This is a genomic window from Pseudomonas sp. GNP013 (assembly GCF_054343995.1).
This window is the reverse complement of record NZ_JBTGUT010000001.1, coordinates 2,785,633-2,810,006: the sequence shown is the minus strand read 5'-3', so window position 1 is coordinate 2,810,006 and position 24,374 is coordinate 2,785,633. Positions and strand designations below refer to the sequence as shown.

General features: G+C 62.0%; 26 protein-coding genes. 16 read left to right on the top strand and 10 right to left on the bottom strand.

Features of this window, described 5'->3' with window-relative positions; all coding sequences use genetic code 11:
* The first annotated feature begins 164 nt into the window (after nt 1–164).
* Nucleotides 165–1,316: a macrolide transporter subunit MacA gene (macA, locus tag ACXX81_RS12220; protein WP_458571751.1), complete on the top strand. Its 1,152-nt coding sequence runs from the start codon at nt 165–167 to the stop codon at nt 1,314–1,316.
* Nucleotides 1,317–1,319: 3 nt separating this feature from the next.
* The gene (locus ACXX81_RS12215) at nt 1,320–3,278 is read left to right on the top strand and encodes a MacB family efflux pump subunit (RefSeq protein WP_322213367.1); all 1,959 of its coding nucleotides are present in this window, start codon (nt 1,320–1,322) and stop codon (nt 3,276–3,278) included.
* A gap of 110 nt (nt 3,279–3,388) precedes the next feature.
* Here ACXX81_RS12215 and ACXX81_RS12210 read toward each other — a convergent pair whose 3' ends face one another.
* Nucleotides 3,389–4,057: a helix-turn-helix transcriptional regulator gene (locus ACXX81_RS12210; RefSeq protein WP_231421854.1), complete on the bottom strand. Its 669-nt coding sequence runs from the start codon at nt 4,055–4,057 to the stop codon at nt 3,389–3,391.
* Between the two features lie 278 nt (nt 4,058–4,335).
* Here ACXX81_RS12210 and ACXX81_RS12205 point away from each other — a divergent pair, with 278 nt between their 5' ends.
* From ACXX81_RS12205 to ACXX81_RS12195, 3 genes are read left to right on the top strand one after another with little or no spacing between them, the layout of a single operon-like run.
* Nucleotides 4,336–4,926, top strand: a complete 591-nt coding sequence (locus ACXX81_RS12205; RefSeq protein ID WP_458572587.1) for a histidine phosphatase family protein — start codon at nt 4,336–4,338, stop codon at nt 4,924–4,926.
* Nucleotides 4,927–4,935: 9 nt separating this feature from the next.
* Complete coding sequence (gene cobF / locus ACXX81_RS12200) at nt 4,936–5,691, top strand: precorrin-6A synthase (deacetylating) (protein WP_322213368.1); 756 nt, start codon at nt 4,936–4,938, stop codon at nt 5,689–5,691.
* A gap of 11 nt (nt 5,692–5,702) precedes the next feature.
* Nucleotides 5,703–6,422, top strand: coding sequence for an alpha/beta hydrolase (locus tag ACXX81_RS12195; RefSeq protein WP_458571750.1), 720 nt, complete (start codon nt 5,703–5,705; stop codon nt 6,420–6,422).
* Between the two features lie 466 nt (nt 6,423–6,888).
* Here the strand turns inward: ACXX81_RS12195 and ACXX81_RS12190 are convergent, their stop codons facing one another.
* Together ACXX81_RS12190 and ACXX81_RS12185 are read right to left on the bottom strand one after the other, a co-directional pair.
* Nucleotides 6,889–7,440, bottom strand: a complete 552-nt coding sequence (locus tag ACXX81_RS12190; RefSeq protein ID WP_209981258.1) for a DcrB/PsbP domain-containing protein — start codon at nt 7,438–7,440, stop codon at nt 6,889–6,891.
* Nucleotides 7,441–7,514: 74 nt separating this feature from the next.
* Nucleotides 7,515–9,323 (bottom strand): monovalent cation:proton antiporter-2 (CPA2) family protein, encoded by a 1,809-nt coding sequence (locus tag ACXX81_RS12185; RefSeq protein WP_458571749.1) that lies wholly within the window; start codon nt 9,321–9,323, stop codon nt 7,515–7,517.
* Between the two features lie 196 nt (nt 9,324–9,519).
* Here ACXX81_RS12185 and ACXX81_RS12180 point away from each other — a divergent pair, with 196 nt between their 5' ends.
* From ACXX81_RS12180 to ACXX81_RS12165, 4 genes are all read left to right on the top strand, one after another.
* Nucleotides 9,520–9,885, top strand: a complete 366-nt coding sequence (locus ACXX81_RS12180) for a type II toxin-antitoxin system RelE/ParE family toxin (RefSeq protein WP_209981262.1) — start codon at nt 9,520–9,522, stop codon at nt 9,883–9,885.
* Nucleotides 9,878–10,183: an XRE family transcriptional regulator gene (locus tag ACXX81_RS12175; protein WP_209981264.1), complete on the top strand. Its 306-nt coding sequence runs from the start codon at nt 9,878–9,880 to the stop codon at nt 10,181–10,183. The genes ACXX81_RS12180 and ACXX81_RS12175 overlap by 8 nt, the downstream gene beginning before the upstream one ends.
* Nucleotides 10,184–10,270: 87 nt before the next feature.
* The gene (locus ACXX81_RS12170) at nt 10,271–11,827 is read left to right on the top strand and encodes a DUF726 domain-containing protein (protein WP_209981265.1); all 1,557 of its coding nucleotides are present in this window, start codon (nt 10,271–10,273) and stop codon (nt 11,825–11,827) included.
* 38 nt (nt 11,828–11,865) lie between these two features.
* On the top strand, nt 11,866–13,185 hold the full coding sequence (locus tag ACXX81_RS12165; RefSeq protein ID WP_209981269.1) for an Nramp family divalent metal transporter: 1,320 nt from the start codon (nt 11,866–11,868) through the stop codon (nt 13,183–13,185).
* A gap of 27 nt (nt 13,186–13,212) precedes the next feature.
* Here the strand turns inward: ACXX81_RS12165 and ACXX81_RS12160 are convergent, their stop codons facing one another.
* The 3 genes from ACXX81_RS12160 to ACXX81_RS12150 all read right to left on the bottom strand — a co-directional run bounded on the left by ACXX81_RS12160 (nt 13,213) and on the right by ACXX81_RS12150 (nt 15,013).
* Nucleotides 13,213–13,590 carry a type II toxin-antitoxin system VapC family toxin gene (locus ACXX81_RS12160; RefSeq protein WP_057009402.1) on the bottom strand — a complete coding sequence of 126 codons (378 nt, stop codon included), beginning with the start codon at nt 13,588–13,590 and terminating at the stop codon, nt 13,213–13,215.
* Nucleotides 13,587–13,940, bottom strand: a complete 354-nt coding sequence (locus tag ACXX81_RS12155; protein ID WP_322213374.1) for a type II toxin-antitoxin system Phd/YefM family antitoxin — start codon at nt 13,938–13,940, stop codon at nt 13,587–13,589. Before ACXX81_RS12155 ends, ACXX81_RS12160 begins: the two co-directional genes overlap by 4 nt.
* A gap of 140 nt (nt 13,941–14,080) precedes the next feature.
* Nucleotides 14,081–15,013 (bottom strand): LysR family transcriptional regulator, encoded by a 933-nt coding sequence (locus tag ACXX81_RS12150; RefSeq protein WP_003235598.1) that lies wholly within the window; start codon nt 15,011–15,013, stop codon nt 14,081–14,083.
* 118 nt (nt 15,014–15,131) lie between these two features.
* Here ACXX81_RS12150 and ACXX81_RS12145 point away from each other — a divergent pair, with 118 nt between their 5' ends.
* The 3 genes from ACXX81_RS12145 to ACXX81_RS12135 all read left to right on the top strand — a co-directional run bounded on the left by ACXX81_RS12145 (nt 15,132) and on the right by ACXX81_RS12135 (nt 16,337).
* Complete coding sequence (locus ACXX81_RS12145; RefSeq protein WP_057009399.1) at nt 15,132–15,620, top strand: DMT family transporter; 489 nt, start codon at nt 15,132–15,134, stop codon at nt 15,618–15,620.
* A 4-nt stretch (nt 15,621–15,624) separates the two neighbouring features.
* Nucleotides 15,625–16,077 carry a DMT family transporter gene (locus tag ACXX81_RS12140; protein ID WP_057009398.1) on the top strand — a complete coding sequence of 151 codons (453 nt, stop codon included), beginning with the start codon at nt 15,625–15,627 and terminating at the stop codon, nt 16,075–16,077.
* An 89-nt stretch (nt 16,078–16,166) separates the two neighbouring features.
* Nucleotides 16,167–16,337, top strand: coding sequence for a metallothionein (locus ACXX81_RS12135; protein WP_338480643.1), 171 nt, complete (start codon nt 16,167–16,169; stop codon nt 16,335–16,337).
* Between the two features lie 182 nt (nt 16,338–16,519).
* Here ACXX81_RS12135 and ACXX81_RS12130 read toward each other — a convergent pair whose 3' ends face one another.
* The 4 genes from ACXX81_RS12130 to ACXX81_RS12115 all read right to left on the bottom strand — a co-directional run bounded on the left by ACXX81_RS12130 (nt 16,520) and on the right by ACXX81_RS12115 (nt 20,183).
* A complete protein-coding gene (locus ACXX81_RS12130; RefSeq protein WP_458571748.1) occupies nt 16,520–16,792 on the bottom strand; it encodes a hypothetical protein in 273 nt (90 codons plus the stop codon).
* A gap of 304 nt (nt 16,793–17,096) precedes the next feature.
* Nucleotides 17,097–18,125: a purine-nucleoside phosphorylase gene (locus ACXX81_RS12125; protein ID WP_231421824.1), complete on the bottom strand. Its 1,029-nt coding sequence runs from the start codon at nt 18,123–18,125 to the stop codon at nt 17,097–17,099.
* Nucleotides 18,126–18,139: 14 nt separating this feature from the next.
* Nucleotides 18,140–19,090, bottom strand: coding sequence for a nucleoside-specific channel-forming protein Tsx (locus ACXX81_RS12120; protein ID WP_209981280.1), 951 nt, complete (start codon nt 19,088–19,090; stop codon nt 18,140–18,142).
* A 172-nt stretch (nt 19,091–19,262) separates the two neighbouring features.
* Entirely contained in the window at nt 19,263–20,183 is a 921-nt protein-coding gene (locus tag ACXX81_RS12115) for an AraC family transcriptional regulator (RefSeq protein WP_322213377.1), read from the bottom strand.
* A 245-nt stretch (nt 20,184–20,428) separates the two neighbouring features.
* Here ACXX81_RS12115 and ACXX81_RS12110 point away from each other — a divergent pair, with 245 nt between their 5' ends.
* From ACXX81_RS12110 to ycaC, 4 genes are all read left to right on the top strand, one after another.
* The gene (locus tag ACXX81_RS12110) at nt 20,429–21,202 is read left to right on the top strand and encodes an L-iditol 2-dehydrogenase (protein ID WP_458571747.1); all 774 of its coding nucleotides are present in this window, start codon (nt 20,429–20,431) and stop codon (nt 21,200–21,202) included.
* 91 nt (nt 21,203–21,293) lie between these two features.
* Nucleotides 21,294–21,884: a putative antibiotic biosynthesis monooxygenase gene (locus ACXX81_RS12105; protein ID WP_209981287.1), complete on the top strand. Its 591-nt coding sequence runs from the start codon at nt 21,294–21,296 to the stop codon at nt 21,882–21,884.
* A complete protein-coding gene (locus tag ACXX81_RS12100; protein ID WP_458571746.1) occupies nt 21,881–23,719 on the top strand; it encodes an amidohydrolase in 1,839 nt (612 codons plus the stop codon). The genes ACXX81_RS12105 and ACXX81_RS12100 overlap by 4 nt, the downstream gene beginning before the upstream one ends.
* A 22-nt stretch (nt 23,720–23,741) precedes the next feature.
* On the top strand, nt 23,742–24,359 hold the full coding sequence (gene ycaC / locus ACXX81_RS12095; RefSeq protein ID WP_209981292.1) for an isochorismate family cysteine hydrolase YcaC: 618 nt from the start codon (nt 23,742–23,744) through the stop codon (nt 24,357–24,359).
* Nucleotides 24,360–24,374: the final 15 nt, after the last annotated feature.

Below are 24,374 nucleotides of genomic sequence, written 5' to 3'. Positions count from 1 at the left end.
CGGGCGAGGTGCCGAGTGTTGGGGCAAGAGCCCTTTGGTTACTTTGGGCTGGGCCGGCATTCCGGCTTTTCCAAAGTGGCCCGCCGTAAGGGCGGAACCCTAAGCAACCGTAACCGCAGCAACGGATATACCCCCAAAAACCTCATCATCTTTTATGGGCATTTATGCAAACGTCTAAATTCCGCAAAATCGGCTTATTCACCCTGTTGGCCATCGCCATAGGCCTGATCATTTACACCCTACAGACCCCCGCCGACACCCCCCAATACCTGACGGCCACCGCCGAACGCGGCGATATCGAAAACGCCGTCCTGGCCACCGGCCTGCTCGAAGGCATCAAACAAGTCGACGTCGGCGCCCAGGTCTCCGGCCAGTTGAAATCACTCAAGGTCAAAGTCGGCGACAAGGTAAAAAAGGGCCAGTGGCTCGCCGAAATCGACCCCCTGATCCTGCAGAACACCCTGCGCAAGGCCCAGGTCGACGAAGAAAACCTCCAGGCCCAGCGCCGCGCCACGGCGGCGCAGCTCAAGCAGGCCAAGTCGGTGTACGAGCGCTACAAGGGCCTGCAGATCGACGAGTCAGTGTCCCGTCAGGACTTCGAAGACGCCGAGTCAACCTACCAGGTGCAGCAGGCCAACCTGCTGTCGCTGGATGCGCAGATCAAGAGCGCGCATATCCAGATCGACACCGCGAAGGTCAACCTGACCTACACCCGCATCAATGCGCCGATCGACGGCGATGTGGTGGGCATCGTCACCCAGGAAGGCCAGACGGTGATCGCCAACCAGCTGGCGCCGGTGCTGCTCAAGTTGGCGGACCTGGACACCATGACCGTCAAGGCCCAGGTGTCCGAGGCGGATGTGATTCATATCAGCCCCGGCCAGCAGGTGTATTTCACCATTCTCGGCGAGGCCGACAAGCGCTACTACGCCAAACTGCGCGGCACGGAGCCGGCGCCGCAGAACTTCCTCGAGACCCAGAGCGCCGGTACGCCCAAGCAGAACACGGCGGTGTTCTATAACGCGCTGTTCGACGTGCCCAACCCCGACCATCGCCTGCGCATCGCCATGACCGCCCAGGTGCGCATCGTGCTCGACACCGCCCAGGGGGCGCTGATGGTACCGGTGGCGGCGCTGGGCGCGCGCAACAACGATGGCAGCTATGCGCTGCGGGTGCTGGATGCCAAGGGCAAGGCGCAGGCGCGCAACGTGAAGACCGGCATCAACAACAACGTCAAGGTGCAGATCCTCGACGGCTTGGTCGAGGGTGACAAAGTGGTGATCGGCGACGCCACGCCTGCCGTGGCGGGGAACTAAGCCATGACCCAGCCACTGTTGGAGCTCAAGGGCATCACCCGCAGTTTCATGGCCGGCGAGCGTGAATTCATTGCGCTCAAGGGCATCGACCTGACCATCCAGGCGGGGGAGATGGTCGCGATCATCGGCGCGTCCGGCTCGGGCAAGTCCACCTTGATGAACATCCTCGGCGGCCTGGATTACGCCACCGCTGGCAGCTACAAAATCAACGGCATCGAGACCCGCTCCCTGGGCGATGAGCAACTGGCGGAGCTGCGCCGCGATTACTTCGGGTTTATCTTCCAGCGCTACCATTTGCTGGCGCACCTGAGCGCGTTGCACAACGTGGAAATGCCGGCGATCTACGCCGGCACCCCCGAGACTCAGCGCCACAGCCGCGCCCGCGAACTGCTGACGCGGCTGGGCCTGGCCGGGCACACCCGCCACCGGCCCAGTCAGTTGTCCGGCGGTCAGCAGCAACGGGTGAGTATCGCCCGGGCCTTGATGAACGGCGGCGAAGTGATCCTCGCCGACGAGCCCACCGGGGCGCTCGACACCCACAGCGGCAAGGAGGTGATGCGCATCCTCGCCGAGCTGCACGCGGCCGGGCATACGGTGATCATTGTCACCCACGACCCCAAGGTGGCGGCCAATGCCCAGCGCATCGTCGAGGTGTGCGATGGCGAGATCGTCAGCGACAAGGCCAATGCCAGTGTCGGCCTCGAGCTGCCCGGCGAAACGCCCATCGAGTCACGACGCAGTGGTGCGCGGCGGCTGGTGGCGAGCCTGGGGTTGTTCAAGGAGGCGTTCAACATGGCCTGGGTCGCGCTGGTGTCGCACCGCATGCGCACGCTGCTGACCATGCTCGGCATCGTCATCGGCATCACCTCGGTGGTGTCGATCTCGGCCATCGGCGAAGGGGCCAAGCGCTACGTGCTCAAGGACATCCAGGCCATCGGCAGCAATACCATCGATATTTTTTCCGGCACCAGTTTCGGCGACAGCCGTGCTTCGGCCATCGAGACGCTGATGCCCTCGGATGTGGACGCGTTGAACCAGCTGTATTACGTCGACAGCGCCACGCCGGTGGTGGGCCGCAACCTGCTGCTGCGCTTTGGCAATATCGACCTGGATGCGCAGGTCAACGGGGTGAGCGAGCGCTACTTCAAGGTCAAGGGCCTGAAGCTCGAAGCCGGTATTGCCTTCAGCGAAAACGATGCGCGGCGCCAGGCCCAGGTGGTAGTGATCGACCACAACACCCGCCAGCGCCTGTTTGGCGCGCATGTCGACCCGCTCGGCCAGGTGATTCTGGTGGGCAACCTGCCGTGCACGGTGATCGGGGTGACGGCCGAGAATAAAAACATGTTCGCCGCCAGCAAGTCGCTGAACGTGTGGGTGCCTTACGAGACGGCGGCGGGGCGCGTGCTGGGTCAGCGTCATCTGGACAGCATCACCGTGCGCATCAAGGACGGCCAGCCGAGCAAGGTGGTGGAGGACAACGTCAATAAGCTGATGCTGCAACGCCACGGCACCAAGGATTTCTTCACCAATAACCTCGACAGCATCATGCAGACCGTGCAAAACACCAGCCGCTCCCTGGCCTTGCTGCTGTCGCTGATCGCGGTGATTTCGTTGCTGGTGGGTGGTATCGGTGTGATGAATATCATGCTGGTGTCGGTCACCGAGCGGACCCGCGAGATCGGCATTCGTATGGCGGTGGGCGCGCGGCAGTCGGATATTCGCCAGCAGTTTCTGGTGGAGGCGGTGATGGTGTGTCTGATCGGCGGGATCATCGGGATCTCGCTGTCCTACGCCATCGGCTACCTGTTTTCGCTGTTTGTGAAAGAGTGGGAGATGGTGTTTTCGGTGGGCTCGGTGGTCACCGCGTTTGCCTGTTCCACGCTGATCGGCATTGTGTTCGGGTTTGTGCCGGCAAGGAATGCGGCGCGGCTGGATCCGATTGAGGCGTTGGCCAGAGATTGACAAAGGTGGAAGGGGGCTTGCTCCCGATCGCGGTGTTTCAGTCGCACATGCAGTGGCTGACACGCTGCAATCGGGAGCAAGCCCCCTCCCACAATTTGCTGGATGCTGGCTTAAAGACCGCTGTTGTTCTCGGTGGCATACATCCACCGCAACAGCGAATGCCGCCCGCTGATACCCAGTTTGATCGACGCGCGCTTGAGGTAGCTTTCGATGGTGTTGACCTTCAACGCCAGTTGTTCGGCCAGCTCTGGCGCGGTTTTCCCGGCCAGCAGGCCGACGCACACTTCCAGCTCGCGGGTGGACAGGGTCAGCCCCGATTGCACCAGGCGCTCCTCGATGCGCTTGCGCAGGGTTTCGATGCCCTGATGTTTTGCCGCCACCGGTTCGCTGTCGTTGCCAGGCTGGATCGCCGTGATGTGTTTTTCCACCATGGGCAGCAACAGCGTGGAAAACTCCTGCAGCATGTTGCGTTCCTGCGGCGAAAAGCTTTCGGACTGGTGCGAACGGTAGACCGAGAGGATGTAGCGCACGTCATCCTTGCGCCGAGTCAGGTGCAGTTGCGCTGCGGGCTGTTCCTCGCCCAGCGTTGCCATCGAATCGGTGTAGACCGGGCTGATTTTGCGCCGCGTATGCCCCTCGGGGCTCACTCGCAATTGGGTGATATGGGTAGCGTCCACCGCCAGTTGGGTGAGGATCAGGTCGTGCAGCATGCGTGGGAAATGTCGGCTCCCGGTGCTGGCAATGACTTTGCCTATATGAGGAAACAGCTGAGCGTTCATCCAATCGTCCATGAGTGTCAGGTGCGGGTATTCGGCCTTGCAGCGACGGGGTTCAGGTGCCAATACGAATAACCCACAGTGATAGTCCATCCCGCCAGCACCTATGCTAGTACAGCCTCGCCACAGGAAGGGGATCCAATTTGAAAAAAACGGCTCAAGGCCGCACGCTGCGGGCTGTTGGCCCAGCGTCCAGCGGCCTTTTCCAGGTTTGTTGTAACATATGAATACAACTTCGCCGTTTCAGGGCGGACTGCATGCCAACCCAGAGTGAACCCGCGATGCAACCCACCCGGTTGACCCTTGTCTGCCACGCCGCCACTCCCGCGCAGAAATACGCGCGATTTGCCGATGACGACTCGGTGGTAATGGATTGGCAGAGTGACGCGTTATCCCTGGCCGGTCGCTTCAGCAAACCCCCGCAACTGGTGTGCGGCCCCGAGCTGCGAACCCGTCAGACCGCGAGCCTGTTCGGTAACGAGGCCACGCTGGAAACCGCTCTGCGTGACCTCGACATGGGCCGCTGGAAAGGCCAGGCGATTGACCAGCTCGACACTCACGCGGTGAGGGCCTGGCTCGCCGACAGCGCCGGTGCGCCCCATGGTGGCGAATCGGTGGATGCGTTGTGCGAGCGGATCGCGCAGTGGCTCAAGCAGCTGCAAACCCAACCCGGCCATGTGCTGGCCGTGACCCATCCGTTCGTGATCCGCGCGGCGATGCTGCAGGTGCTGCGGATGCCGGTCGAGATGATCTACCGGATCGACGTCGCGCCACTGTCCTGCATCGAGCTGCGCTTTACCGGCGTGTGGCGTCTGCGCCTGGACACTCACCCCTGGCCGTCCGAACATGGCAACATCCACGCCCCGCACTGAGAGCACCCCATGAAACGCATCCTGATCATCGGCATTGGCGCCGGCAACCCTGACTACATCACGATGCAGGCGGTGAAGGCGCTGAACCGCACCGACGTGTTCTTCCTGATGGACAAAGGCCAGAGCAAGGACAAGCTGATCGACCTGCGCCGCGAGATATGCGAAACCTACATCACCGAACCCGGCTACCGCTTCGTCGAGGCCGATTGCCCCGAGCGCGTGCGCGGTGAGATCGACTACACCACGGCGGTGCAGGTGCTTAACCGCGACAAGCAAGCCACTTTTGAACGCCTGATCAATGAGCACATGGCCGACGGCGAGGTCGGTGCGTTCCTGGCCTGGGGCGACCCGGCGCTGTACGACAGCACCCTTCGCATTCTGCAGGCGATTCTGGCCGCAGGTCAGTGCGAATTCGAGTTCGAAGTGATCCCCGGCATCACCAGCGTGCAGGCCCTGGCCGCGCAACATAAAGTGCCGTTGAACCGCATCGGCAAGTCCGTCGAAATTACCACCGGCCGGCGTTTGGCGGCAGGGCAGGCCAGTGATGCGGATACGCTGGTGGTGATGCTCGATGCCGAAGACTCCTACCGCAGCGTGGCTGAGCAGGGCTTTGATATTTATTGGGGGGCCTACCTGGGCACGCCGGATGAAATCCTGATCAGCGGCAAGGTCAGTGAAGTGGCTGAAGAAATCGAACGGGTGCGCAAGGCCGCGCGCCTGGAAAATGGCTGGATCATGGACACTTATCTGTTGCGCAAACCCTGAGGTGACCTCCCATGCTCAAACTGTTTGCCCTGGCACTGACCCTGGTGGCCGCTGCCGCCCACGCCGACTCGAACCTGCACACCGATTTGCCGTTGTCCTACCTGGAACAGACCCAGGGCGATGCGCGCAACCAGCCGTTGGTGATCTTCCTGCACGGGTTCGGCAGCGACGAGGAGGATCTGTTCGGGATCAAGGACGCGTTGCCCTCGACCTGGACCTACCTGTCGACCCGCGCGCCAACGCCGGTGGACCCCCATGGCTATCGCTGGTTCACCAAGACCACCGGCGAGCGTGATTACAACGGCGAGACCGCTGACCTGCAGCGCAGCGCCGCGCTGATTGAAGACTTTGTGCGCAAGGCCACGGTCAAGTACCACACCCAGAGTGATCGCGTGTTCCTGGTGGGGTTCAGCCAGGGCGCGATCATGTCCTACGAGGTGGGCTTGCGTAAGCCTGAGCTGCTGCGGGGCATCGCGGCGCTGAGCGGCAGCGTGCTGCCGGTACTCAAGGCTGAGCTCAAGCCCGATGACGCGCTGGGCAGGCTGGCGATCTTTATTGGCCATGGCACATTGGATCAGGCGCTGCCGTATGCGTCGGCGACGCGGGCGAACGAGGTGCTGGTGGGGTTGGGGTTGAAGCCGCAGTTTCATACCTATGAAGGCATGAACCACACGATCAGCGAAGCGGAGGTGCAGGACCTGAAGGCCTGGCTTGAATCGAACCTGAAGTGAGCACGGTTGCAATGTGTGAGGGGGGCAAGCCCTAATGCCGCTCAGTTAAGCCAGCGTGATGCTCGAAGCAACGAGCGGTGCGACTTTTCGGTGTACATATCGGTTTGTTCGGTAACGGCGGCTTAGGGTTCCGCCCTGACGGCGGGTAACCCGGCGTCCTGCCGGGTTACCCACGCTCCAAAACCTGCGTTCGGCCAGCGTGTTTGACGGGGCGCTTCCAGATCAAAAGCAAAAGCGCGGCGGCCTGAGCGCCGACCGGAATGGTTTGCGAACGCTGTACAAAATGTGGGAGGGGGCTTGCTCCCGATGGCGTCGGCCCAGCAAACATTGATGTTGAAGACCCACCGCTTTCGCGGGCAAGTCGAATCGTCGCACCGCCGCTCCCACAGGGGAGCTGCGCTTAACTGAACGGCATTGGGGCAAGCCCCCTCCCACAAGGGGTTTTGTGTTGGTTGTGGGAAGTGGGTTATTTGCCGGTGATCTGTTTCACCAGTTCGGCGTGCCCCTTCACATCATCGGCCCGCGAAATGGCCTGGATCACCAGCAACTGGTTGCCCGAGCCGCCGAGGAACGTGGAGTTCAAGGTCTTGCCGCCGCCCTGGGTAGCGGTGCTGTCGACCTGACGCATGCCCAGGCCCTTGAAGTTGAGCTTTTTCTCGCTCTGTTTCTTGAAGTCGGGCAGGGCGGCGCTCTGGTCCTTGATGAAACCGGCGACGGCGCCGTCAAGGAACTTGGGGTCGTTGTCCTCGATCTTTACCCCGTCCTTGCGCACGGTTTCGGCGACGATCACCACACTTTTCGTACTCTGATTGGCGTACAGGGTGCCCTGGGTGTCGCCGGTGCCATCCTCGGCCTTGCCGGCCGGCAGGGTATCGGCGACGTAGGCCTTGGGCAGGCTGAAGGTGAACTTGCCGCCCAGGGTGGAGATGGTCTGTGTGCTTGGCTTGGCGGCAGCGAACACGCTGCCGGCGGTCAGTGCGAGGGCAAGCAGGACGGCGGTCTTGGTGAAAGTGGCCATGAAGCACTCCGGTGATAAAACGAAATTGCGCCTTATTCTGTCAGAAAATTTGCAAGATCGTTCCTCCCCCGGCCTCACGCCTTGTCGGACTCTTCCTCAAGCCGATCCATCTCAAACAGCCGCGCCAGTTCGGTGCGGGCTTCCTGGGCGGTCTGCATGACCTTGGCCGCGTCGTCGTATACCGCATGCTGGGCGGCGAGCACTTGCAGGTCGTGGTTCCTGAAGCGGCTGATGCGCGCATCGGCCTGGGCCTGGCTCAACCCCAGGCCAACCAGGGTACGGCGGCTCATTTCGAGGCTGGAGTAGAAGGTCTCGCGAATCGGCGAGGCGTCGAGGTCCACCAGGCGGTGCACGTGCTGGCGGTTACGTGCGCGGGCGATGATCTTCATGTGCGGGTAGAGGTTGCGCACCAGTTCGGCGGTTTTGATGTTGATTTCGGGGTCGTCCATGGCGATCACAAAAAATTCCGCCTGGTCGACCTTGGCCGCGTGAAGGATTTCCGGACGCTGCGGATCGCCGTAGAACACCGGCATCCCGCCGAAGCTGCGGGTCAACTCGATGGTTTCCACCGAGGTGTCGAGGGCGATGAACGAAATGTTCTGCGCGCGCAGGATCCGCGCGACGATCTGCCCCATGCGGCCCATGCCGGCGATCACCACGCGTGGCGCATCGCCTTCGATGGCGCGGTATTCCTCGGGCACTTCCAGCGGCCTGGTCTTGCGCTTGAACAGCTTCGGGCAGATCAGCAGCAACAGCGGCGTGATGGCCATGGACAGGGTGATGGTCAGCACCAGAATGTCGTACAACTGCGGTTCGAACAGGCCCTGGTCACGGCCGATCTTGAACACCACGAAGGCAAACTCACCGCCGGCCGCCAGCACCACGCCCAGGCGCAGGGCGCTTTCGCGATTGAGGTCACCGGCCATGCGGCCCACGGCATACAGGATCGGCAGCTTGAGGCCGATCAACAGCAGGGTCAGGCCGATGACCACCAGCGGCGAACTGAGCAGCAGGCTGAGGTTGGCGCCCATGCCCACACTGATAAAGAACAGCCCGAGCAGCAGGCCCTTGAACGGTTCGATCTGCGACTCCAGTTCGTGACGGTACTCGGAGTCTGCCAGCAGCAGGCCGGCGAGGAAGGCGCCCAGAGCCATGGACACGCCGACCAGTTCCATCAACCAGGCCGTGCCGATCACCACCAGCAGCGCGGTGGCGGTGGACACTTCGCGCAGGCCGGTTTTGGCCACGATGCGAAACACCGGGCGCAACAGGTAACGCCCGCCGATGATCACCACGGCGATACTGCCCAGCACCTGCAAGCCGTGCTGCAGGCCTTCGGACTCGGTGGTGGGGTGGCTGCCGCCGGCCAGCAACGGCACCATGGCGATCAGCGGGATGGCGGCGATGTCCTGAAACAACAGGATCGCAAAGGCCATGCGCCCGTGGGGCTGGTTGAGTTCCTTGCGCTCGGCCAGGCTTTGCAGGCCGAACGCCGTGGACGACAGCGCCAGGCCCAGGCCCAGCACAATCGCGCTGTTCCACGCCTGACCGAACAGCCACAGCGCCACCGCGCCCATCACCAGACCGGTAAGCAGCACCTGCGCCAGGCCGATGCCGAACACCGCCTTGCGCATCACCCATAAACGCTTGGGCGACAGCTCCAGGCCGATGATGAACAGCAGCAGCACCACGCCCAGTTCGGAGAACTGCGCCACGCTCTGCGGGTTACGCACCAGGCCCAATACCGACGGCCCAATGATCACCCCGGCGAACAGATAGCCGAGCACCGCGCCCAGTTGCAGGCGCTTGGCCAACGGCACGGTGAGCACGGCGGCGAGCAGAAACACCACGGCTGCTTGTAACAGGTTGCCTTCATGGGGCATTGCGAACTCCAGAATCTTCAAAGCCAGTCAACAGGGCGCTATTAGAGCGCTTTTTGCCGACTGAGAATTGTATTTTTGCCGCGCGTGCGCATCGGCCAAGACTTGTAGTACGTACAAATAATTTGCCACTGGCGAGGAAAGTCTTACGGTCTAGGGTTATGCCATTGAGTTTATATTCCATGGGTGGCATATTTGCATGAGTTGGGACATAGAATACACGGACGAATTCGGAGACTGGTGGGCTGATCTGGATGCAGGAGAGCAATCCTCGGTATCTGCCAGCGTTGATCTGCTGGGGCTGTTTGGACCAGGTCTGCGCTTTCCCCACAGCAGCGATGTCAAGGGATCTCGACACGGTAACCTGCGAGAGCTAAGGGTGCAGCACGCCGGTCGCCCTTATCGGGTGCTGTATGCATTCGATCCCCGCCGTTGCGCATTGCTGCTGATAGGTGGCGATAAAACATCGCGACATCGATGGTACGAAGAGCACGTCCCCGTGGCAGATAAGTTGTATGACGTTCATTTGGAAACATTGCGTAGAGAGGGCCGTAACCATGGCTAGAAAATTCGCTGAACTTCAAGCTCGCATGTCACCCGAATCGCGGGCTGAGGCCGAGCAGATATTCGCGCAGCATGTGAGAGAAATGCCGCTGCATGAGCTGCGTAAAGCCCAGCAGTTGAGCCAGGAAAGCCTGGCCAAGGCGTTGAAGATCAACCAGGCTGCGGTCTCTAAAATGGAACGCCGCACTGACATGTATATCAGTACCTTGCGTGACTACATACGCGCCATGGGGGGTGAGCTGGAAATCATCGCGACGTTTCCCGACGGGCAGGTGAAGATCGACAACTTCGCTTGCTGAAGGCCGCGAGCGCCATGCTTTTTTCACATTGCCCCTGGCTGCCCTTTGTTACCATCGCCTTCCATCGTCGCCAGGAGTCACCGCCCCATGCAGCACCAGTGGGATGAAATGCACCGCACCCGCAAGCCCACGTTCGTATTGTGTGGCGAGCCTCAGGGCGATGTGCTCAATCTCTATGTCCACGGTTACTCGGCATTCTTCAACCAGCAACAGCTGGGTAACTTCAAGCAGCAGCTGGCAGGTATCGAAGGCTCGACCAACCTGATGCTGTTCTGGCCGGCCGGGCATTTTCTGGAAAACCTGTTTGCACCGTTCAAGGACGTGATCGCCTCGATGCTCGGCGGTGGCGGCCTGGGCGCGGCAACCGTGGGGCTGGGCAAGGCGATTGCGTATTTTCTCGACCACTACAAAAGCGTCGAGACGCGGGTGGATGAGGTGGCCAAAAGCTTGCTGCCGGAGCTGGCCAATTACCTGCATGGCGAGTCACTGACGGTGCGCCGCATCAACCTGATCGGTCATTCCCTGGGCGCGCGCATTCTCGTCAAAAGCCTGCTCGCCAGCCCTGAAACCGCGCGCGAGCTGCCGCTGAACAATGTGCTGCTGATGGGCGGCGCCATCTGTACATCGAGCCCCTGGGAGCAGGTGGCGGCGCCGTTGACGGGGCGTGTCATCAATTGCCACTCCAGCAAGGACTGGGCATTGGCGATAAAGCCCGACACCGAGCGTTGTATCGGCCGCTATGCCATCCCCGTCACGCCTGCGCTCAAGGCCAAGGTGACCAATGTGCATCTGGCCAGCTTCGACCATGCGGCGTATTGGCCCCAGCTGAAGACGGTGGTGCAGTACACCGACCTGTTGCAGGAGCGGCGCGGCATGATCCGCTTTGACCCGCGCAGCAGCGAGGTACGGTTTGCCGAGGAGGATGTCGACCTGTTCCCTGTGCTGGTGCAGGCACGGCCGGACGAGTTGAAGTTTTTGGCCGAGCTGATGGCGCAAAAGCGCAGCGCCTCGATTGACGCCTCGGTGCGCGAACCCCGCAAGCTGGCCATCGAACTGCAGCGCATGGGCGGCGACAGCCTCATGAACATTGCCCGCGGGCATGGCGTGAGTTATCGCCAGATCGCCCAGGACGTGGCGGGGCGGCTGGGGATCAAATTCGCCGAGCCGATCGCCAGTGTGGCGCTTGCCGACCTTGAAGCGCAGGTCGCCGAGAAACTGATCGAGCAGTACAAGGACAAACTCAGCCAGGCCGACCGTCAACGGTTCGACGCCGAACTGCGGGCCGCGGCGCAAAAGGAGCAGGGTCTGTTCAATCGCTTCGCTGTCGGCCGCTCGGCCACCACAGCCTTGAGCGGCACTGCGCTGGCGGGGCTGACCGGATTCATGTTGAGACGCGGCGCTGCCTCGGCGATTCCGGTGGTGGGCCAGGCGCTTGCGGCGGCGATGTTGCTGGTGAGTGGCGTACGGGCGTTCTCAGGCCCTGCGTATTCCATCACCACCCTCGCGGTGTTGGTGGTCGGGGTGATTCGCCAGCGCATGGAGCGCGAAGCCTTGAACCAGGAGCTGGACCTGGTGGTGCAGGTGGTCGAAGCGTTCGATCTGCCTCGGGACACGGTGATGCGCACGGTTGTGTCTGACTGCTAAGCTGCGTGCCTGTCTTGTGTGTTTACCTGGAATCGCGCGTGAAATTCAGCCTGCCAAAAATCGCTACCGCCCCCTTTTGCCCGCCGGAAGTGGCCGGCTCCGTTGCCGTTGACCCCAAGGCGTCGTTTTTCAAGCGCGCGCTGATGTTTGCAGGCCCCGGCCTGCTCATCTCCATCGGCTATATGGACCCGGGCAACTGGGCCACGGCCATCGAAGCCGGTTCGCGTTATGGCTACAGCCTGCTGTTTGTGGTGTTGCTGGCCAGCCTCGCCGGGATGGCGGTGCAGTGCCTGTGCTCGCGGCTCGGCATCGCCACCGGCAAGGACCTGGCGCAGCTGTGCCGTGAACGCTACAGCAAGCGTTCGGCCCGCACCCAGTGGGCCTTGGCCGAAATCTCCATCATTGCCACCGACCTCGCCGAAGTGCTCGGCTGCGCGTTGGCATTTCACCTGCTGCTGGGGGTGTCGCTGACCACCGGTATCGTCATCACCGCCTTCGATACCTTGCTGATCCTGGCCCTGCAGAACCGTGGCTTTCGCCGCCTGGAAGCGATCATGCTGGCGCTGGTTGCCACCATCGGCGTGTGTTTCTTTATTGAGCTGGTGCTGATCAAACCCTACTGGCCGGATGTGTTGAGCGGGTTCACCCCGTCGCTCTCGGCCATCAGCGATGCGGCGCCGTTGTACCTGGCCATCGGTATCCTTGGCGCCACGGTCATGCCGCATAACCTCTACCTGCACAGCTCGATTGTGCAGACCCGGATGATCGGCAAGGACCTGGCCAGCAAGCAGGACGCGGTCAAGCTGGCACGCATCGACACCATTGGCTCTCTTGCGCTGGCGCTGCTGGTCAATGCCGCGATCCTGGTACTCGCCGCGGCCGCCTTCCACAAGACCGGCCACACCGACGTCGTGGAAATCCAGGACGCTTACCATCTGCTTGACCCGTTGGTGGGTGGCGCGTTTGCCAGCATCCTGTTTGGCATCGCATTGCTGGCCTCCGGGCAAAGCTCCACCTTCACCGGCACCATTGCCGGGCAAGTGATCATGGAGGGTTACCTCAACCTGCGTATTCCGTGCTGGCAACGACGCCTGATCACCCGCGGCCTGGCGCTGATCCCTGCATTCCTCGGGGTGTGGCTGATGGGGGACGATGCCATCGGCAAACTGCTGATTCTCAGCCAGGTGGTGCTCAGCCTGCAGTTGCCGTTTGCGCTATACCCGTTGATTCGCATGACGGGTGACAAGCAACTGATGGGCCCGTTCGTCAATCGCCTGCCCACGCGGTTACTGGCGTGGTTCCTGTTTGCGGTGATCAGCGGGGCGAATGCGTGGTTGATTGGGCAATGGTTGTTTTGATCTGAGTATCCGAGTGTCGGAGGTGATCTAGACGAGGATCGCCAGCGATGTGTACTGAGCAACCTGCGGATCGGTGGTCAATAGTCTCATCGGTTCGCTGATGGCGGTTGCAACGATAAGTCGATCAAAAGGGTCTTTGTGATGATGCTCCAGATCCTTTACCGCGATGGCATGCTCGGAGGTGATGGCTAATTCGACGACACCGCTCTCCAGACAGTACCCACGAATTTCGTCCAGATCGACATGGAGCTTTCCCAGGCTTACCTTGATTGCCATCTCCCAGAATGTCGCCGCGCTGATGTAAACGTCGGCTGCATTTTCGATGAGCTTTCGTGCTTTGCTGGACAGTTTGGGATCGCCACTGAGTGCCCAAAGGAGGATGTGAGTGTCCAACAGTACCCTCATGACGCCTTGCCCTGAAACGAATCCAGCAGATCGTCCGGTAGGGGAGCGTCAAAGTCGTCCGGGATGACGAGTTTCCCCTTCATTGCACCAACCCTCTTGCCGTTGGGCTTGGTCATCGGGACGAGTTGGGCCATTGCGCGGCCATGCTTGGCGATGGTGATGATGTTGCCAGCGGCGGCCTCATCAACCAGTTTTGACAGATTATTCTTTGCTTCGCCCAGCGGTACGGTAACCATAGAGTTCTCTCCATGTTTTGGCCAAATATAGTCAAAACCAGCTGAGCTATCAAAGACGGGTAGACAGCTGTCAGACCGGCCAGATCGTATTTTTTTGTAGTACAGGACATTCATGGCAATTCTCCGAAGAAGGACGTTGCTGGAGTCTGCCTCTTGAAGACGGGTGTCATAAATAGTGGCCCGTAAAATCGGACCCGGACTACTTTTCCTACTAGGAAATTTCCTCACGCATAACGCCCGCGTCGCCTGAACGCTCACCGATCCCAATACGGCACTGTCCCAAAACACGCCGCAAAGTAATCGATCACCGTACGCACCTTCAGCGACAACCGTCGGCTGCCCGGCCATAGCGCGGCGATCTGTTGCGGTTCGAGGGTGGTGGCCACTTCGTAGTCGCTCAGCACCGCCTGCAAGGTGCCGGCGCGCAGGCTTTCGCCGATCAGCCATGATGGAAATACCACGAATCCCAGGCCCTGTTCTGCGGCGTGGGTGAGGGTGTCGGCGTGGTTGCCGGTGATCGGGCCTTTGACGCTGTAGGGCGTCCATTCGCCCTGGGCGCGGCGGAAGAACCAGCGTTGCTGGCCGGTGACGCCCTTGTAGGCCAGGCAGTGGTGGTTGAGCAGTTCATCGGGGTGGCTGGGCGTGCCGTGCTGCGCCAGATAAGCGGGGCTGGCGGCGAGACGGAAGCGCTGGGGCGCGAAGATGCGTGCCTGCATGCCGGAGTCGTTGAGTACGCCGATGCGAAACAGTAGGTCGGTGCCATCCTGCAATGGATCGACGAAGGTGTCGGTTTGCTGGATGTCCAGTTGCAGCTTGGGGTAACGCCGGCACAGCTCGCCGAGCCACGGCGACAGGTGACGCTGGCCGAACACCATCGGGGCATTGATGCGCACCAGGCCGCTGGGCTCGCTTTCCTGTTCCTGCAGGGCCTGACCGGCGGCTTCCAGTTGCTCCAGCATCAACCGCGCATGCCGCCCGAGCAGGCGTCCGGCTTCGGTCGGGCTCACCGCGCGGGTGTGCCGATAGAGCAGTTGCTGGCCGAGGGCCTGCTCCATCAACTGGACCTGCCGGGAAATGGAGGAGGGCGCAAGGCCTTCGCGGCGGGCCACTTCGGAAAAACTGCCATGGTCCAGCACGGCGACGAACAGGCGCAGCGCCTTGAAACTCAGTTCATTCAAACCCTGCATCAGGTCTCCTGGTTGTGCGTATTGCGCAAAGGTGTTGTCCGCATGCTCCCATTTATCGCACAGGGCAGCCACTGGATAATGCGCGCCATCCATTTTTTTGTTGAAGCGTAGGTGATGTATGCAGGCAAGTTCTGTCGAGGGCGTGGCGCAGGCCAGGCCAAAACGAAACATTTTGAAGTTGCTGCTGTTGCCGCTGGTGATTCTGGCGGGCATGGGGCTGTCGATGGAAGCCGGTTTGCTCGGCCCGCTGGGTGAGCAGGTCGGGCATCTGTGGGCGACCTTGAGTATTTTCGGGGTGGGTTCGGCGCTGCTGTTTCTGCTGCTGTTTTTCAGCGGTGCGCGAAAGGGCCCGGCGCTGAGCGAGCTGCCGCGCTGGCAGTTGATCGGCGGTTTCCTGGGGCCGATCTATGTGGTGGTGCTGACCCTGGCCACGCCCCACATCGGGATTGCCATGACCATGATCGCGATCCTCTCGGGTCAGGTGGGCAAGAGCGTGTTGATCGACCACTTCGGCTGGTTCGGCACGGCCCGCAAGCGGGTCAATAGTGAGCGCTGGATTGCCCTGGCGTTGATTGTGGTGGCACTTGTTTTGATTGCGCGGGGTTGAGGCGATGAATCTGATTCTATTACTGGTGGTCGTGGTTGCCGCAGGTGCGGTATTGAGCGTGCAGGCGGCGATCAACGGGCGCCTGGGGCAGACGGTCGGCGTGCTGCGCAGCAGCCTGGTGACCTTCGGCATCGGCGCACTGGTGACGGCGCTGCTGATTTTCTTCTTCGAACCGGCGCACGCCGTGAGCCTGTTGGACGTGCCGAAATGGCAACTCACCGGCGCGCTGTTCGGCGTGGTGTACATGATCGTGATGGTCGGCGCGGTGCCGGTGGTCGGCACGGCCGTCGCCACGGTGGCGGTGATCACCGGGCAATTGGCGATGGGCATGCTGATCGACAATTTCGGCTGGCTGGGGAATCCGGCCATTGAATTGTCGGGCAGCCGCATCGTGGCAATGGTCTGCCTGGCGCTGGCGCTGGTGTTCATGTACCGCAGTAATACGCGCAGCGAGTGATGGTTTGAACCATCCGCGGCGGGCCATAGTCACTGCTTAAGGTGGCGGTGTTCGCCGCGCCATGACGACCATGAAGAAGGAGTCTGACCATGCCAGATCAAACCTGTGCCTGCCCACACTGCAAGTGCGTGTTGGGTGTTGATGCGGTAATGAAAGACGGTAAGGGCTATTGCTGTGAGGGCTGTGCTCAGCATCATGCGCATGGTGAGCCGTGTGCTGCGCAGGCCAATTGTGAGTGTGCCAAGTCGGCCCATGGCTGAATGCTTGCGGGCTTTGGGAGGCGACGGTCTTAGAGTTGACCGACGTTTTCCTGGCTGGCGATATTAAAAATGTGCGAGGGGGCTTGCTCCCGATAGCGGTGGGTCAGTCAGCTTATGTGTAGTTGACCCACCGCCATCGGGAGCAAGCCCCCCGCCCATCTGTGTGATTGCATCCGGCTTGGCTATTGGGTCTCCAGCTCCAGACGCAGGCTGTGGTCGGACAGGCGCTTGCGGTCCTTGACCACGGCGCTGGTGCGCTTGCCTTCCAGTGCGAACACCACCGTCTGCGCATGGTGCAGGTCGTCGGGCAGGGGTTGAAGCACCTTGAGCACCAGGCCGTCGGGTTCGTGCCGCACGCTCACCTGGCATTCTGCGTGTTTGGCCAGTGGCCCGAACAAGGTGTCCTGGGTGTAGTCGATCTGCGCTTTGCCGTTGACCTGTGCTGTTGAGCCCATGATTTTTCTCCTTGATCAAGCCTGGGCGCACGTCCCGAGTGGCGCTATTGCCAGGCTTGTGATGTAAACAAGTGATCGCCATGGAGGTTAAAAATTCACTAATCCTAATAGATAGCGCTTTTGTGGCAAGCGGGCTTGCCCCGCGTTGGGGGGCGCAGCAGCCCCAAAACCAGGCTCTGAGCAGTGTCAGGCACACCGTATGCGCCTTAATTGGGGGCGCTTCGCACCCCAACGCGGGGCAAGCCCGCTCGCCACAGAAGCCCGTTCGCCACAGGGGCATTCGGGGTCTGGAAACGCGTGTAGGTTACTCGACCTCGGGCACGCCTTTTTCCCAGGTCGACCAGTTGCTGAGGATCGCCTGCACCAGCGGGTTACCGGTGCGATAGAGGTTCTCCAGCGCCGGCACGAAGCCGCCCTGGTCGGCGTATTTGAGCAGGTTGTCCACCTCGCTGTAGCCCGGATAAGGGCGGTCGAAGTCGGACCCCGCGCGCACCACGGCCAGGCGCTGGATGTCCACCAGGCCTTCACGGCTGGCGCGCAGCAAGGCTTCGTAGGTGGAGTTGTCCTCCTGCTGGGTGGTGCAGTACTCGCCTTTGTTGTCGGTGAGCAGTTTGGTCCAGACTTCGGCTCGCTCACTCAGGCGCGTGCCGGAAAACCAGGTATTGCCCGCCAGGGTGTCGCAACGGGTCACCTGCGGCGGCTGGTTGGCGGGAGCGGCGGGGTAGTGCTGGCGCCAGGCCGCCGATTCCTTGCTTTCGGAAAGCGTGACCTTGTGCGACAGCGCAAAGGCCTTGGCCTGCAACTTGGGGTTCAGCTCGAACACTTCGGTCTTGTAGTCCAGCGGCGGTTTTTCGTTGGGGCCTTTTGTGTTGATGCCGATATAACCCGTTGGCCAGTCCTTGGGCGCATCCCGCGAGTCCAGCTCCCACTGGGTGCCGAACTCCACCAGATAATGGGCCCAGGCCGCCGTGCCGAGGGTGCCGTGTTTGGGGCTGATGCCGGCGATCCCGGCGATCAGGAAGTAACTCTGGCGCAGGTCGAACTTGGGCGACAGCGCCAGTGCCAGCGTCGACGCTGCGGCGTTGGTCTGGCCCATGCCGGTCACCAACAGGCACACGTCCTGGGTGTTGCAGCGAATCACCGGGTATTCGGCGGACAGGCCGGGCACACGGACTTCCTGCTTGAGCGCCAGGCGGTCTATCCAGGTTTGCGCCTCGGGGGCGAACATGGTGATCAGCATCACCTTGGGTTTGATCGGTGCGGTCTGCGCCAGCACCACAGAGGGCAGCAGCGCGAGGCTCATGGCAATCGACAGACGGGTAAACGCTTTCATCCAAAACTCCTTGATCAGAATTGATAGCCCACGCCGGCGTAGTAACCCCAGCCGTCCGAGCGTGCGCGAAAGTTGCCTTCGCCGAAATTCAACTCGCTGCCATCTTCCCAGTTGCCGCCGTTGTGAAAGTAACGGCCGACCAGGGTGAAGCGCAGGTGCGTGAACGAGTACAGCAACACGTTGGTCGCCACCAGTGAGTTGGCGGTGCGCGCCGGGTTGTCCTTGTGCAGGTCCGAGCCGAAGTCGTAATTGGTAAAACCGATGTAGGTCAGCGAGGCGCCGTTGTCGAACTTGCCGATGGGCACGATGTACTTCATCTGGGCACGGTAGCCGTCCCATGAGTATTCATTGCTGGCGCCGTAGTTTTCCCACTGGTAACGGCCGTAGAAGTTGGCCGAGAGGTTGACCCGCGAGTGCGTGTCGATATCGGTGCCCAGGCCGCTGTAAAGGGTGTTGGCGCGGTTTTCCTTGTGGCTGCCGTGGTCGTAGATCCAGTCGAACGCCACGTACCATTCCTTGAACGGGCCGATGGCCAGGCTGCGGCCGGCCAGGTAGTCGATGGAGATACGCGGTTCGTGCTCCATGAACACCGGCGAACCGTGGTCCCACACGCCTTTGTCGTTGCTGTTGCCGATGGTGAGGATCTTCGGCACATCGACATAGCCGTACAGCTCGAACGGGCCCTTGCGGCCGAAGTACTCGTATTCCAGATACACATCATCCTGCGGCCGGGGGCCGAAGCTGATGTCCTTGCTGCCGATCAAGGTCAGGTCCTGGTTGAACCATTCAGAAAGATAAACGCCCTTTTTCGTCGCAGGGCTGGCTTCAGGGCTCAGGGTTTCGCCCTGTGCCGAGTCATCGGTGGGCTTTTCCTGCGCCAAAATGGGTGCACTGAGTACTCCCGTAACGGCGGCCAGGACCATGGAAACACCAAAGCAGGCCCGGGGCCTTGAGTTCAGGTGCATTGAAAATCCCTATTCGTACGCGGTGGGGACCCGATTATTCAGGCCGACATGAACCCGCCTGGCAGGTTCGTAGCGCAAACGTTTGCACGGGCCGTACCAACTTTGCCCAATGGACTGAATGGCATGGAAAAAAGCGAAATTAGTCGACCTGTTGATCAGAAATGACTGGGTGTCATTTTTCGCCGGGATTAAACAGATGTACCGCACTGCCACGCCGGTATTCGCTCGGCGTCTGCTGCATCTCGATACGGAAGTGCCGATTGAAGTTGGACAGGTTGGCGTAGCCCACTTCAAAACAGATATCGGCCACCGACCGATCGCTTTGCAGCAGCAGGCGGCAGGCACGCTGCACGCGGAACTTGCGCATCAGGTCGATAAAACCGTGGCCGGTGTTGCGCTTGAAGAAGCGCGAAAACCCCGGCTCACTCATCTGCAGCTGTTGGGCAATGACCGACACGCGCAGGTCGCCGGTCAACTCACGCATCAGGTAATCGAACGCGGTGTTGATGCGTTCGGCGCTACGGGCGTCCAGGGTTGGCGCGTAGCAGGCGCTGGCCAGCGCTTTCACCTGCGGTGCCGGGGCGCTTTTCAGGGTGTCGAGCAACTGCAGGAACAGGATCAGGCGTTGCAGGCCGTGGGCATGGCCGATGTCTTCCATCAAGGCCGCCGCCTGCACGGCGGTGGCGCCGCTGAATTGCAGGCCGCGCCGGGCCCTGTCGAACAGGGGCTGCAAGTCGCCCAGTTCCGGCAGCGTGTTGCGCAGGGCCAGCAGGGCGGCGCCGTCGAATTGCAGCACCACGTCGCGGCCGCGCAGGCAGTCGCCGGGCGCCAGCTCGCCAATCCAGTCGTGGGGCAGGTCGGGGCCGATCAGGGCCACGTGCCCGGCACTGAAGGCGCCGATGTAGTCGCCCGCCACCAGCTTGCCGCTGCCTTGACGGATCAGGTGGATCTCGAACTCGGGATGGTGGTTCCAGCGTGCCAGCTCGAAGGGATAGTCGTGTTCGAACCAGCGGAAACAATGCTCCGGCTCGGGCAGGATCACTTCCAGCTCGGCGGGGCGATGTTCGAACAGGGTGGCGCGGTCAACGGGCATGCGGCTGCCTCTTGTGCGTTGGGTCACGCCAAAATACTCGCCCGGAGCCTGCCTGCGCTACCTCTGTTATCGCGTGCAACCGGTACTTTTTTGCGCCTGGCGCGCCGGTTAAAAAAGTACCGGTCGCGCATGCGCCAGGCGTTTGTGAGGGTCAGGCCAAGCTGCTGTAATCGTTGCTCGACAACAAAAACAGCAGGCGCACACCGCCATGGCTCTCGCAACTAATGTTGACGGACACTGACCCCATGAAACGACTCCAAGGCAAGAGCGCGCTGATCACCGGATCGGCGCGGGGCATCGGCCGGGCCTTTGCCCAGGCCTATATTGCCGAAGGCGCAACGGTTGCCATCGCCGATATCAACCTGCAGCAGGCCCGGGCCACGGCCGCCGAACTGGGCCCGCACGCCTACGCCGTGGCGATGGACGTGACCGAGCAGGCTTCCATCGATGCGGCCATCGACGCGGTGGTGGCCCACGCCGGCAAACTCGACATTCTGATCAACAACGCCGCGCTGTTTGACCTGGCGCCCATCGTCGATATCACCCGCGCCAGCTTCGACCGGTTGTTTTCGATCAACGTCGCCGGCACGCTGTTCACCTTGCAGGCCGCGGCCCGGCAGATGATCCGCCAGGGCCATGGCGGCAAAATCATCAATATGGCCAGCCAGGCCGGGCGGCGCGGCGAGCCGGTGGTGGCGGTGTACTGCGCCACCAAGGCCGCTGTGATCAGCCTCACTCAATCGGCCGGGCTCAACCTGATCAGGCAGGGCATCAACGTCAACGCCATCGCGCCGGGGGTGGTCGACGGCGAGCACTGGGACGGCGTCGACGCCCTGTTCGCCAGGCATGAAGGCCTGGCACCGGGCGAGAAAAAACGCCGGGTCGCTGCCGAGGTGCCGTACGGCCGGATGGGCACGGCGGATGACCTGACCGGCATGGCGGTGTTCCTGGCGTCCACGGACGCCGATTACGTGGTGGCCCAGACCTATAACGTCGACGGCGGCAACTGGATGAATTGAGCGCTTTTTACAGCACATACATCCAATTCCCGCGCCGCCAATACCGGCAGAATTCCCCCATTGCTCAACGCTGCATGGGGGACTCAAGACCATGGACGCAACATCCGGCACCGGCCCCGACGAAGTCGTCACTCTGGTCGTCAAACACCTGATCAAGCGCGGTCGCGAGGCCGACTACGAAGCCTGGCTGCGGCGCATCGTGCACATCGCCGGCGAGCGCCCCGGCCACCTCGGCGTCGACGTGGTGCGCGTCACGCAGAACGGCCAGGCGCTGTTCACCTGCGTATTGCGCTATCGCTCCACCCACGACCTTGAAGTGTGGCTCGACTCCGCGCAGCGCAAGCTGTTGATCGACGAAGCCGCGCCGATGCTCGCCGATGGCGACCACACCGAAGTCGGCGGCGCCAACGAATTCTGGTTCACCCCCCTTGCCGACAGCGCGGCCAAGCCGCCGCGCTGGAAGCAGGCGGTGGTGAGCCTGTGCGTGATCCTGCCGCAGACCTTGATCCTGCCCTTTATCTGGGGGCCGATCCTGCGCCTGCACCCGTTCCTCTCCAATTACGTGGTCTCCACCTTTCTGGTCACCCTGACCATCGTGCTGTTGGTGGTGTACCTGTTGATGCCGGCGGCCACCCGGCTGTTCGCGCCCTGGCTCGAAGCCTCCGTAAAGGAAACCCTATGAACGCCGACCTGATCCTGTTCAATGGCCAGTTCCACACTGTCGACCGTGAAAACCCGCGCGCCACCGCCGTCGCCATCCACCAGGGCCGCTTTGTCGCGGTGGGCACCGACGGCGAGGCCATGGCTCTGCGCGGCAGCGGCACCCAGGTCATCGACCTCAAGGGCCGCACGGTGATCCCGGGCCTCAACGACTCCCACCTGCACCTGATTCGCGGCGGGCTCAACTACAACCTCGAGCTGCGCTGGGAAGGCGTGCCGTCCCTGGCCGATGCCCTGCGCATGCTCAAGGACCAGGCCGACCGCACGCCCACCCCGCAGTGGGTGCGCGTGGTCGGTGGCTGGAACGAATTCCAGTTCGCCGAAAAACGCATGCCGACCCTGGACGAGTTGAACCAGGCCGCGCCGGACACGCCGGTGTTCGTGCTGCACCTGTACGACCGCGCCTTGCTCAACCGCGCGGCCCTGCGCGTGGCCGGCTACAGCAAAGACACGCCGAACCCGCCGGGCGGCGAGATCGTGCGCGACAGCCACGGCAACCCCACCGGCATGCTGGTGGCGCGGCCCAACGCGATGATTTTGTATGCGACCCTGGCCAAAGGCCCGAAGCTGCCCCTGGCGTACCAGGTCAACTCCACCCGCCAGTTCATGCGCGAACTCAATCGCCTGGGCCTCACCAGTGCCATCGACGCCGGCGGCGGTTTCCAGAACTACCCCGACGACTACGCGGTGATCGAGCAACTGGCCAGGGACGAGCAACTGACGGTGCGCATCGCCTACAACCTGTTCACCCAGAAGCCCAAGGAAGAGCTCAGCGACTTCAAACACTGGACCGGCAGCGTCACGCTGCACCAGGGCGATGACTACCTGCGCCACAACGGCGCCGGCGAAATGCTGGTGTTCTCGGCGGCTGACTTCGAAGACTTCCTCGAGCCACGCCCCGACCTGCCGCTGACCATGGAGCAGGAGTTGGAGCCGGTGGTGCGTCATCTGGTCGAGCAGCGCTGGCCGTTCCGCCTGCACGCCACCTATGACGAATCCATCTCGCGCATGCTCGACGTGTTCGAGAAGGTCAACCGCGATATCCCGTTCAATGGCTTGCCGTGGTTCTTCGACCACGCCGAAACCATCACCCCGCACAACATCGAGCGCGTGCGCGCCCTCGGCGGTGGCATCGCGATTCAGGACCGCATGGCCTTTCAGGGCGAGTACTTCGTTGAACGCTACGGCGCCAAGGCCGCCGAAGCCACGCCGCCGATCCAGCGCATGCTCGCCGAAGGCGTGCCGGTGGGGGCGGGCACCGATGCCACGCGGGTGTCGAGCTACAACCCGTGGACCTCGCTGTACTGGATGGTCAGCGGCCGCACCGTGGGCGGCCTGGCGCTGCACGCCGAAGGACTGCCGCGCCTCACCGCGCTTGAGCTGTTCACCCATGGCAGCGCCTGGTTTTCGTCGGAGCAGGGCAAGAAGGGCCAGATCAAGGTCGGCCAGTTGGCGGACGTCGCTGCGTTGTCGGCGGACTTTTTCAGTGTCGACGAAGAAGCCATCAAGTGGATCGAGTCGGTGCTCACCGTGGTTGGCGGCAAGGTGGTGTACGGCGCCGGCGACTTCGAGGATTTCGCGCCACCACGCGTGCCGGTGCTGCCGGACTGGTCGCCGGTGGTCAAGGTGCCCGGCCATTGGCGCCCCGGTGCACCGATGCAGGCTCAGGTTCACCAGTGCAGCGGCCCCTGTGGCGTGCATGCCCACCGCCATGAAACAGCGCGCCTTTCCAGCGTGCCGGTCAGCGACTTCCAGGGGTTCTGGGGTGCGTTTGGCTGCTCGTGCTTTGCCTTTTAACCCCCCCTGAAGGAGTTGACCCATGACCTACAAGCGCTTGAACAAAGATGATGCCGTGGTACTGCTGGTGGATCACCAGACTGGCCTGATCTCCCTGGTACAGGATTTTTCGCCCAACGAATTCAAGAACAACGTGCTGGCCCTGGCCGACGTCGCCAGGTTTTTCAACCTGCCGACCATCCTCACCACCAGCTTCGAAGGCGGTCCCAACGGCCCGCTGGTGCCGGAGCTCAAGGAACTGTTCCCGGACGCGCCGTACATCGCGCGTCCAGGCCAGATCAATGCGTGGGACAACGAGGATTTCGTCAAGGCCGTGAAAGCCACCGGGCGCAAGCAGATCATCATCGCGGGTGTGGTCACGGATGTGTGCGTAGCTTTCCCGACGCTGTGTGCCCTCGCTGAAGGCTTCGAAGTGTTTGTGGTCACCGACGCTTCCGGCACCTTCAACGAAACCGTGCAACAAGCGGCCTGGGCCCGCATGACCGCCGCCGGTGCACAGCTGGTGAACTGGTTCTCCGTGGCCTGCGAACTGCAGGTTGACTGGCGCAACGACATGGAAGGCCTGGCCAACCTGTTGTCGCCGCGCATCCCCAACTACCGCAACCTGATGAACAGCTACTCGGCGTTTACTGCCAAGTAATCCGTTTAGAACAGA

Bases quoted from the DNA above. Each gene is read 5' to 3' on its own strand.
- macA (WP_458571751.1), top strand. From the start codon at position 165: ATGCAAACGTCTAAATTCCGCAAAATCGGCTTATTCACCCTGTTGGCC.
- ACXX81_RS12215 (WP_322213367.1), top strand. From the start codon at position 1,320: ATGACCCAGCCACTGTTGGAGCTCAAGGGCATCACCCGCAGTTTCATG.
- ACXX81_RS12210 (WP_231421854.1), bottom strand. From the start codon at position 4,057: ATGAACGCTCAGCTGTTTCCTCATATAGGCAAAGTCATTGCCAGCACC.
- ACXX81_RS12205 (WP_458572587.1), top strand. From the start codon at position 4,336: ATGCAACCCACCCGGTTGACCCTTGTCTGCCACGCCGCCACTCCCGCG.
- cobF (WP_322213368.1), top strand. From the start codon at position 4,936: ATGAAACGCATCCTGATCATCGGCATTGGCGCCGGCAACCCTGACTAC.
- ACXX81_RS12195 (WP_458571750.1), top strand. From the start codon at position 5,703: ATGCTCAAACTGTTTGCCCTGGCACTGACCCTGGTGGCCGCTGCCGCC.
- ACXX81_RS12190 (WP_209981258.1), bottom strand. From the start codon at position 7,440: ATGGCCACTTTCACCAAGACCGCCGTCCTGCTTGCCCTCGCACTGACC.
- ACXX81_RS12185 (WP_458571749.1), bottom strand. From the start codon at position 9,323: ATGCCCCATGAAGGCAACCTGTTACAAGCAGCCGTGGTGTTTCTGCTC.
- ACXX81_RS12180 (WP_209981262.1), top strand. From the start codon at position 9,520: ATGAGTTGGGACATAGAATACACGGACGAATTCGGAGACTGGTGGGCT.
- ACXX81_RS12175 (WP_209981264.1), top strand. From the start codon at position 9,878: ATGGCTAGAAAATTCGCTGAACTTCAAGCTCGCATGTCACCCGAATCG.
- ACXX81_RS12170 (WP_209981265.1), top strand. From the start codon at position 10,271: ATGCAGCACCAGTGGGATGAAATGCACCGCACCCGCAAGCCCACGTTC.
- ACXX81_RS12160 (WP_057009402.1), bottom strand. From the start codon at position 13,590: ATGAGGGTACTGTTGGACACTCACATCCTCCTTTGGGCACTCAGTGGC.
- ACXX81_RS12155 (WP_322213374.1), bottom strand. From the start codon at position 13,940: ATGAATGTCCTGTACTACAAAAAAATACGATCTGGCCGGTCTGACAGC.
- ACXX81_RS12150 (WP_003235598.1), bottom strand. From the start codon at position 15,013: ATGCAGGGTTTGAATGAACTGAGTTTCAAGGCGCTGCGCCTGTTCGTC.
- ACXX81_RS12145 (WP_057009399.1), top strand. From the start codon at position 15,132: ATGCAGGCAAGTTCTGTCGAGGGCGTGGCGCAGGCCAGGCCAAAACGA.
- ACXX81_RS12140 (WP_057009398.1), top strand. From the start codon at position 15,625: ATGAATCTGATTCTATTACTGGTGGTCGTGGTTGCCGCAGGTGCGGTA.
- ACXX81_RS12135 (WP_338480643.1), top strand. From the start codon at position 16,167: ATGCCAGATCAAACCTGTGCCTGCCCACACTGCAAGTGCGTGTTGGGT.
- ACXX81_RS12130 (WP_458571748.1), bottom strand. From the start codon at position 16,792: ATGGGCTCAACAGCACAGGTCAACGGCAAAGCGCAGATCGACTACACC.
- ACXX81_RS12125 (WP_231421824.1), bottom strand. From the start codon at position 18,125: ATGAAAGCGTTTACCCGTCTGTCGATTGCCATGAGCCTCGCGCTGCTG.
- ACXX81_RS12120 (WP_209981280.1), bottom strand. From the start codon at position 19,090: ATGCACCTGAACTCAAGGCCCCGGGCCTGCTTTGGTGTTTCCATGGTC.
- ACXX81_RS12115 (WP_322213377.1), bottom strand. From the start codon at position 20,183: ATGCCCGTTGACCGCGCCACCCTGTTCGAACATCGCCCCGCCGAGCTG.
- ACXX81_RS12110 (WP_458571747.1), top strand. From the start codon at position 20,429: ATGAAACGACTCCAAGGCAAGAGCGCGCTGATCACCGGATCGGCGCGG.
- ACXX81_RS12105 (WP_209981287.1), top strand. From the start codon at position 21,294: ATGGACGCAACATCCGGCACCGGCCCCGACGAAGTCGTCACTCTGGTC.
- ACXX81_RS12100 (WP_458571746.1), top strand. From the start codon at position 21,881: ATGAACGCCGACCTGATCCTGTTCAATGGCCAGTTCCACACTGTCGAC.
- ycaC (WP_209981292.1), top strand. From the start codon at position 23,742: ATGACCTACAAGCGCTTGAACAAAGATGATGCCGTGGTACTGCTGGTG.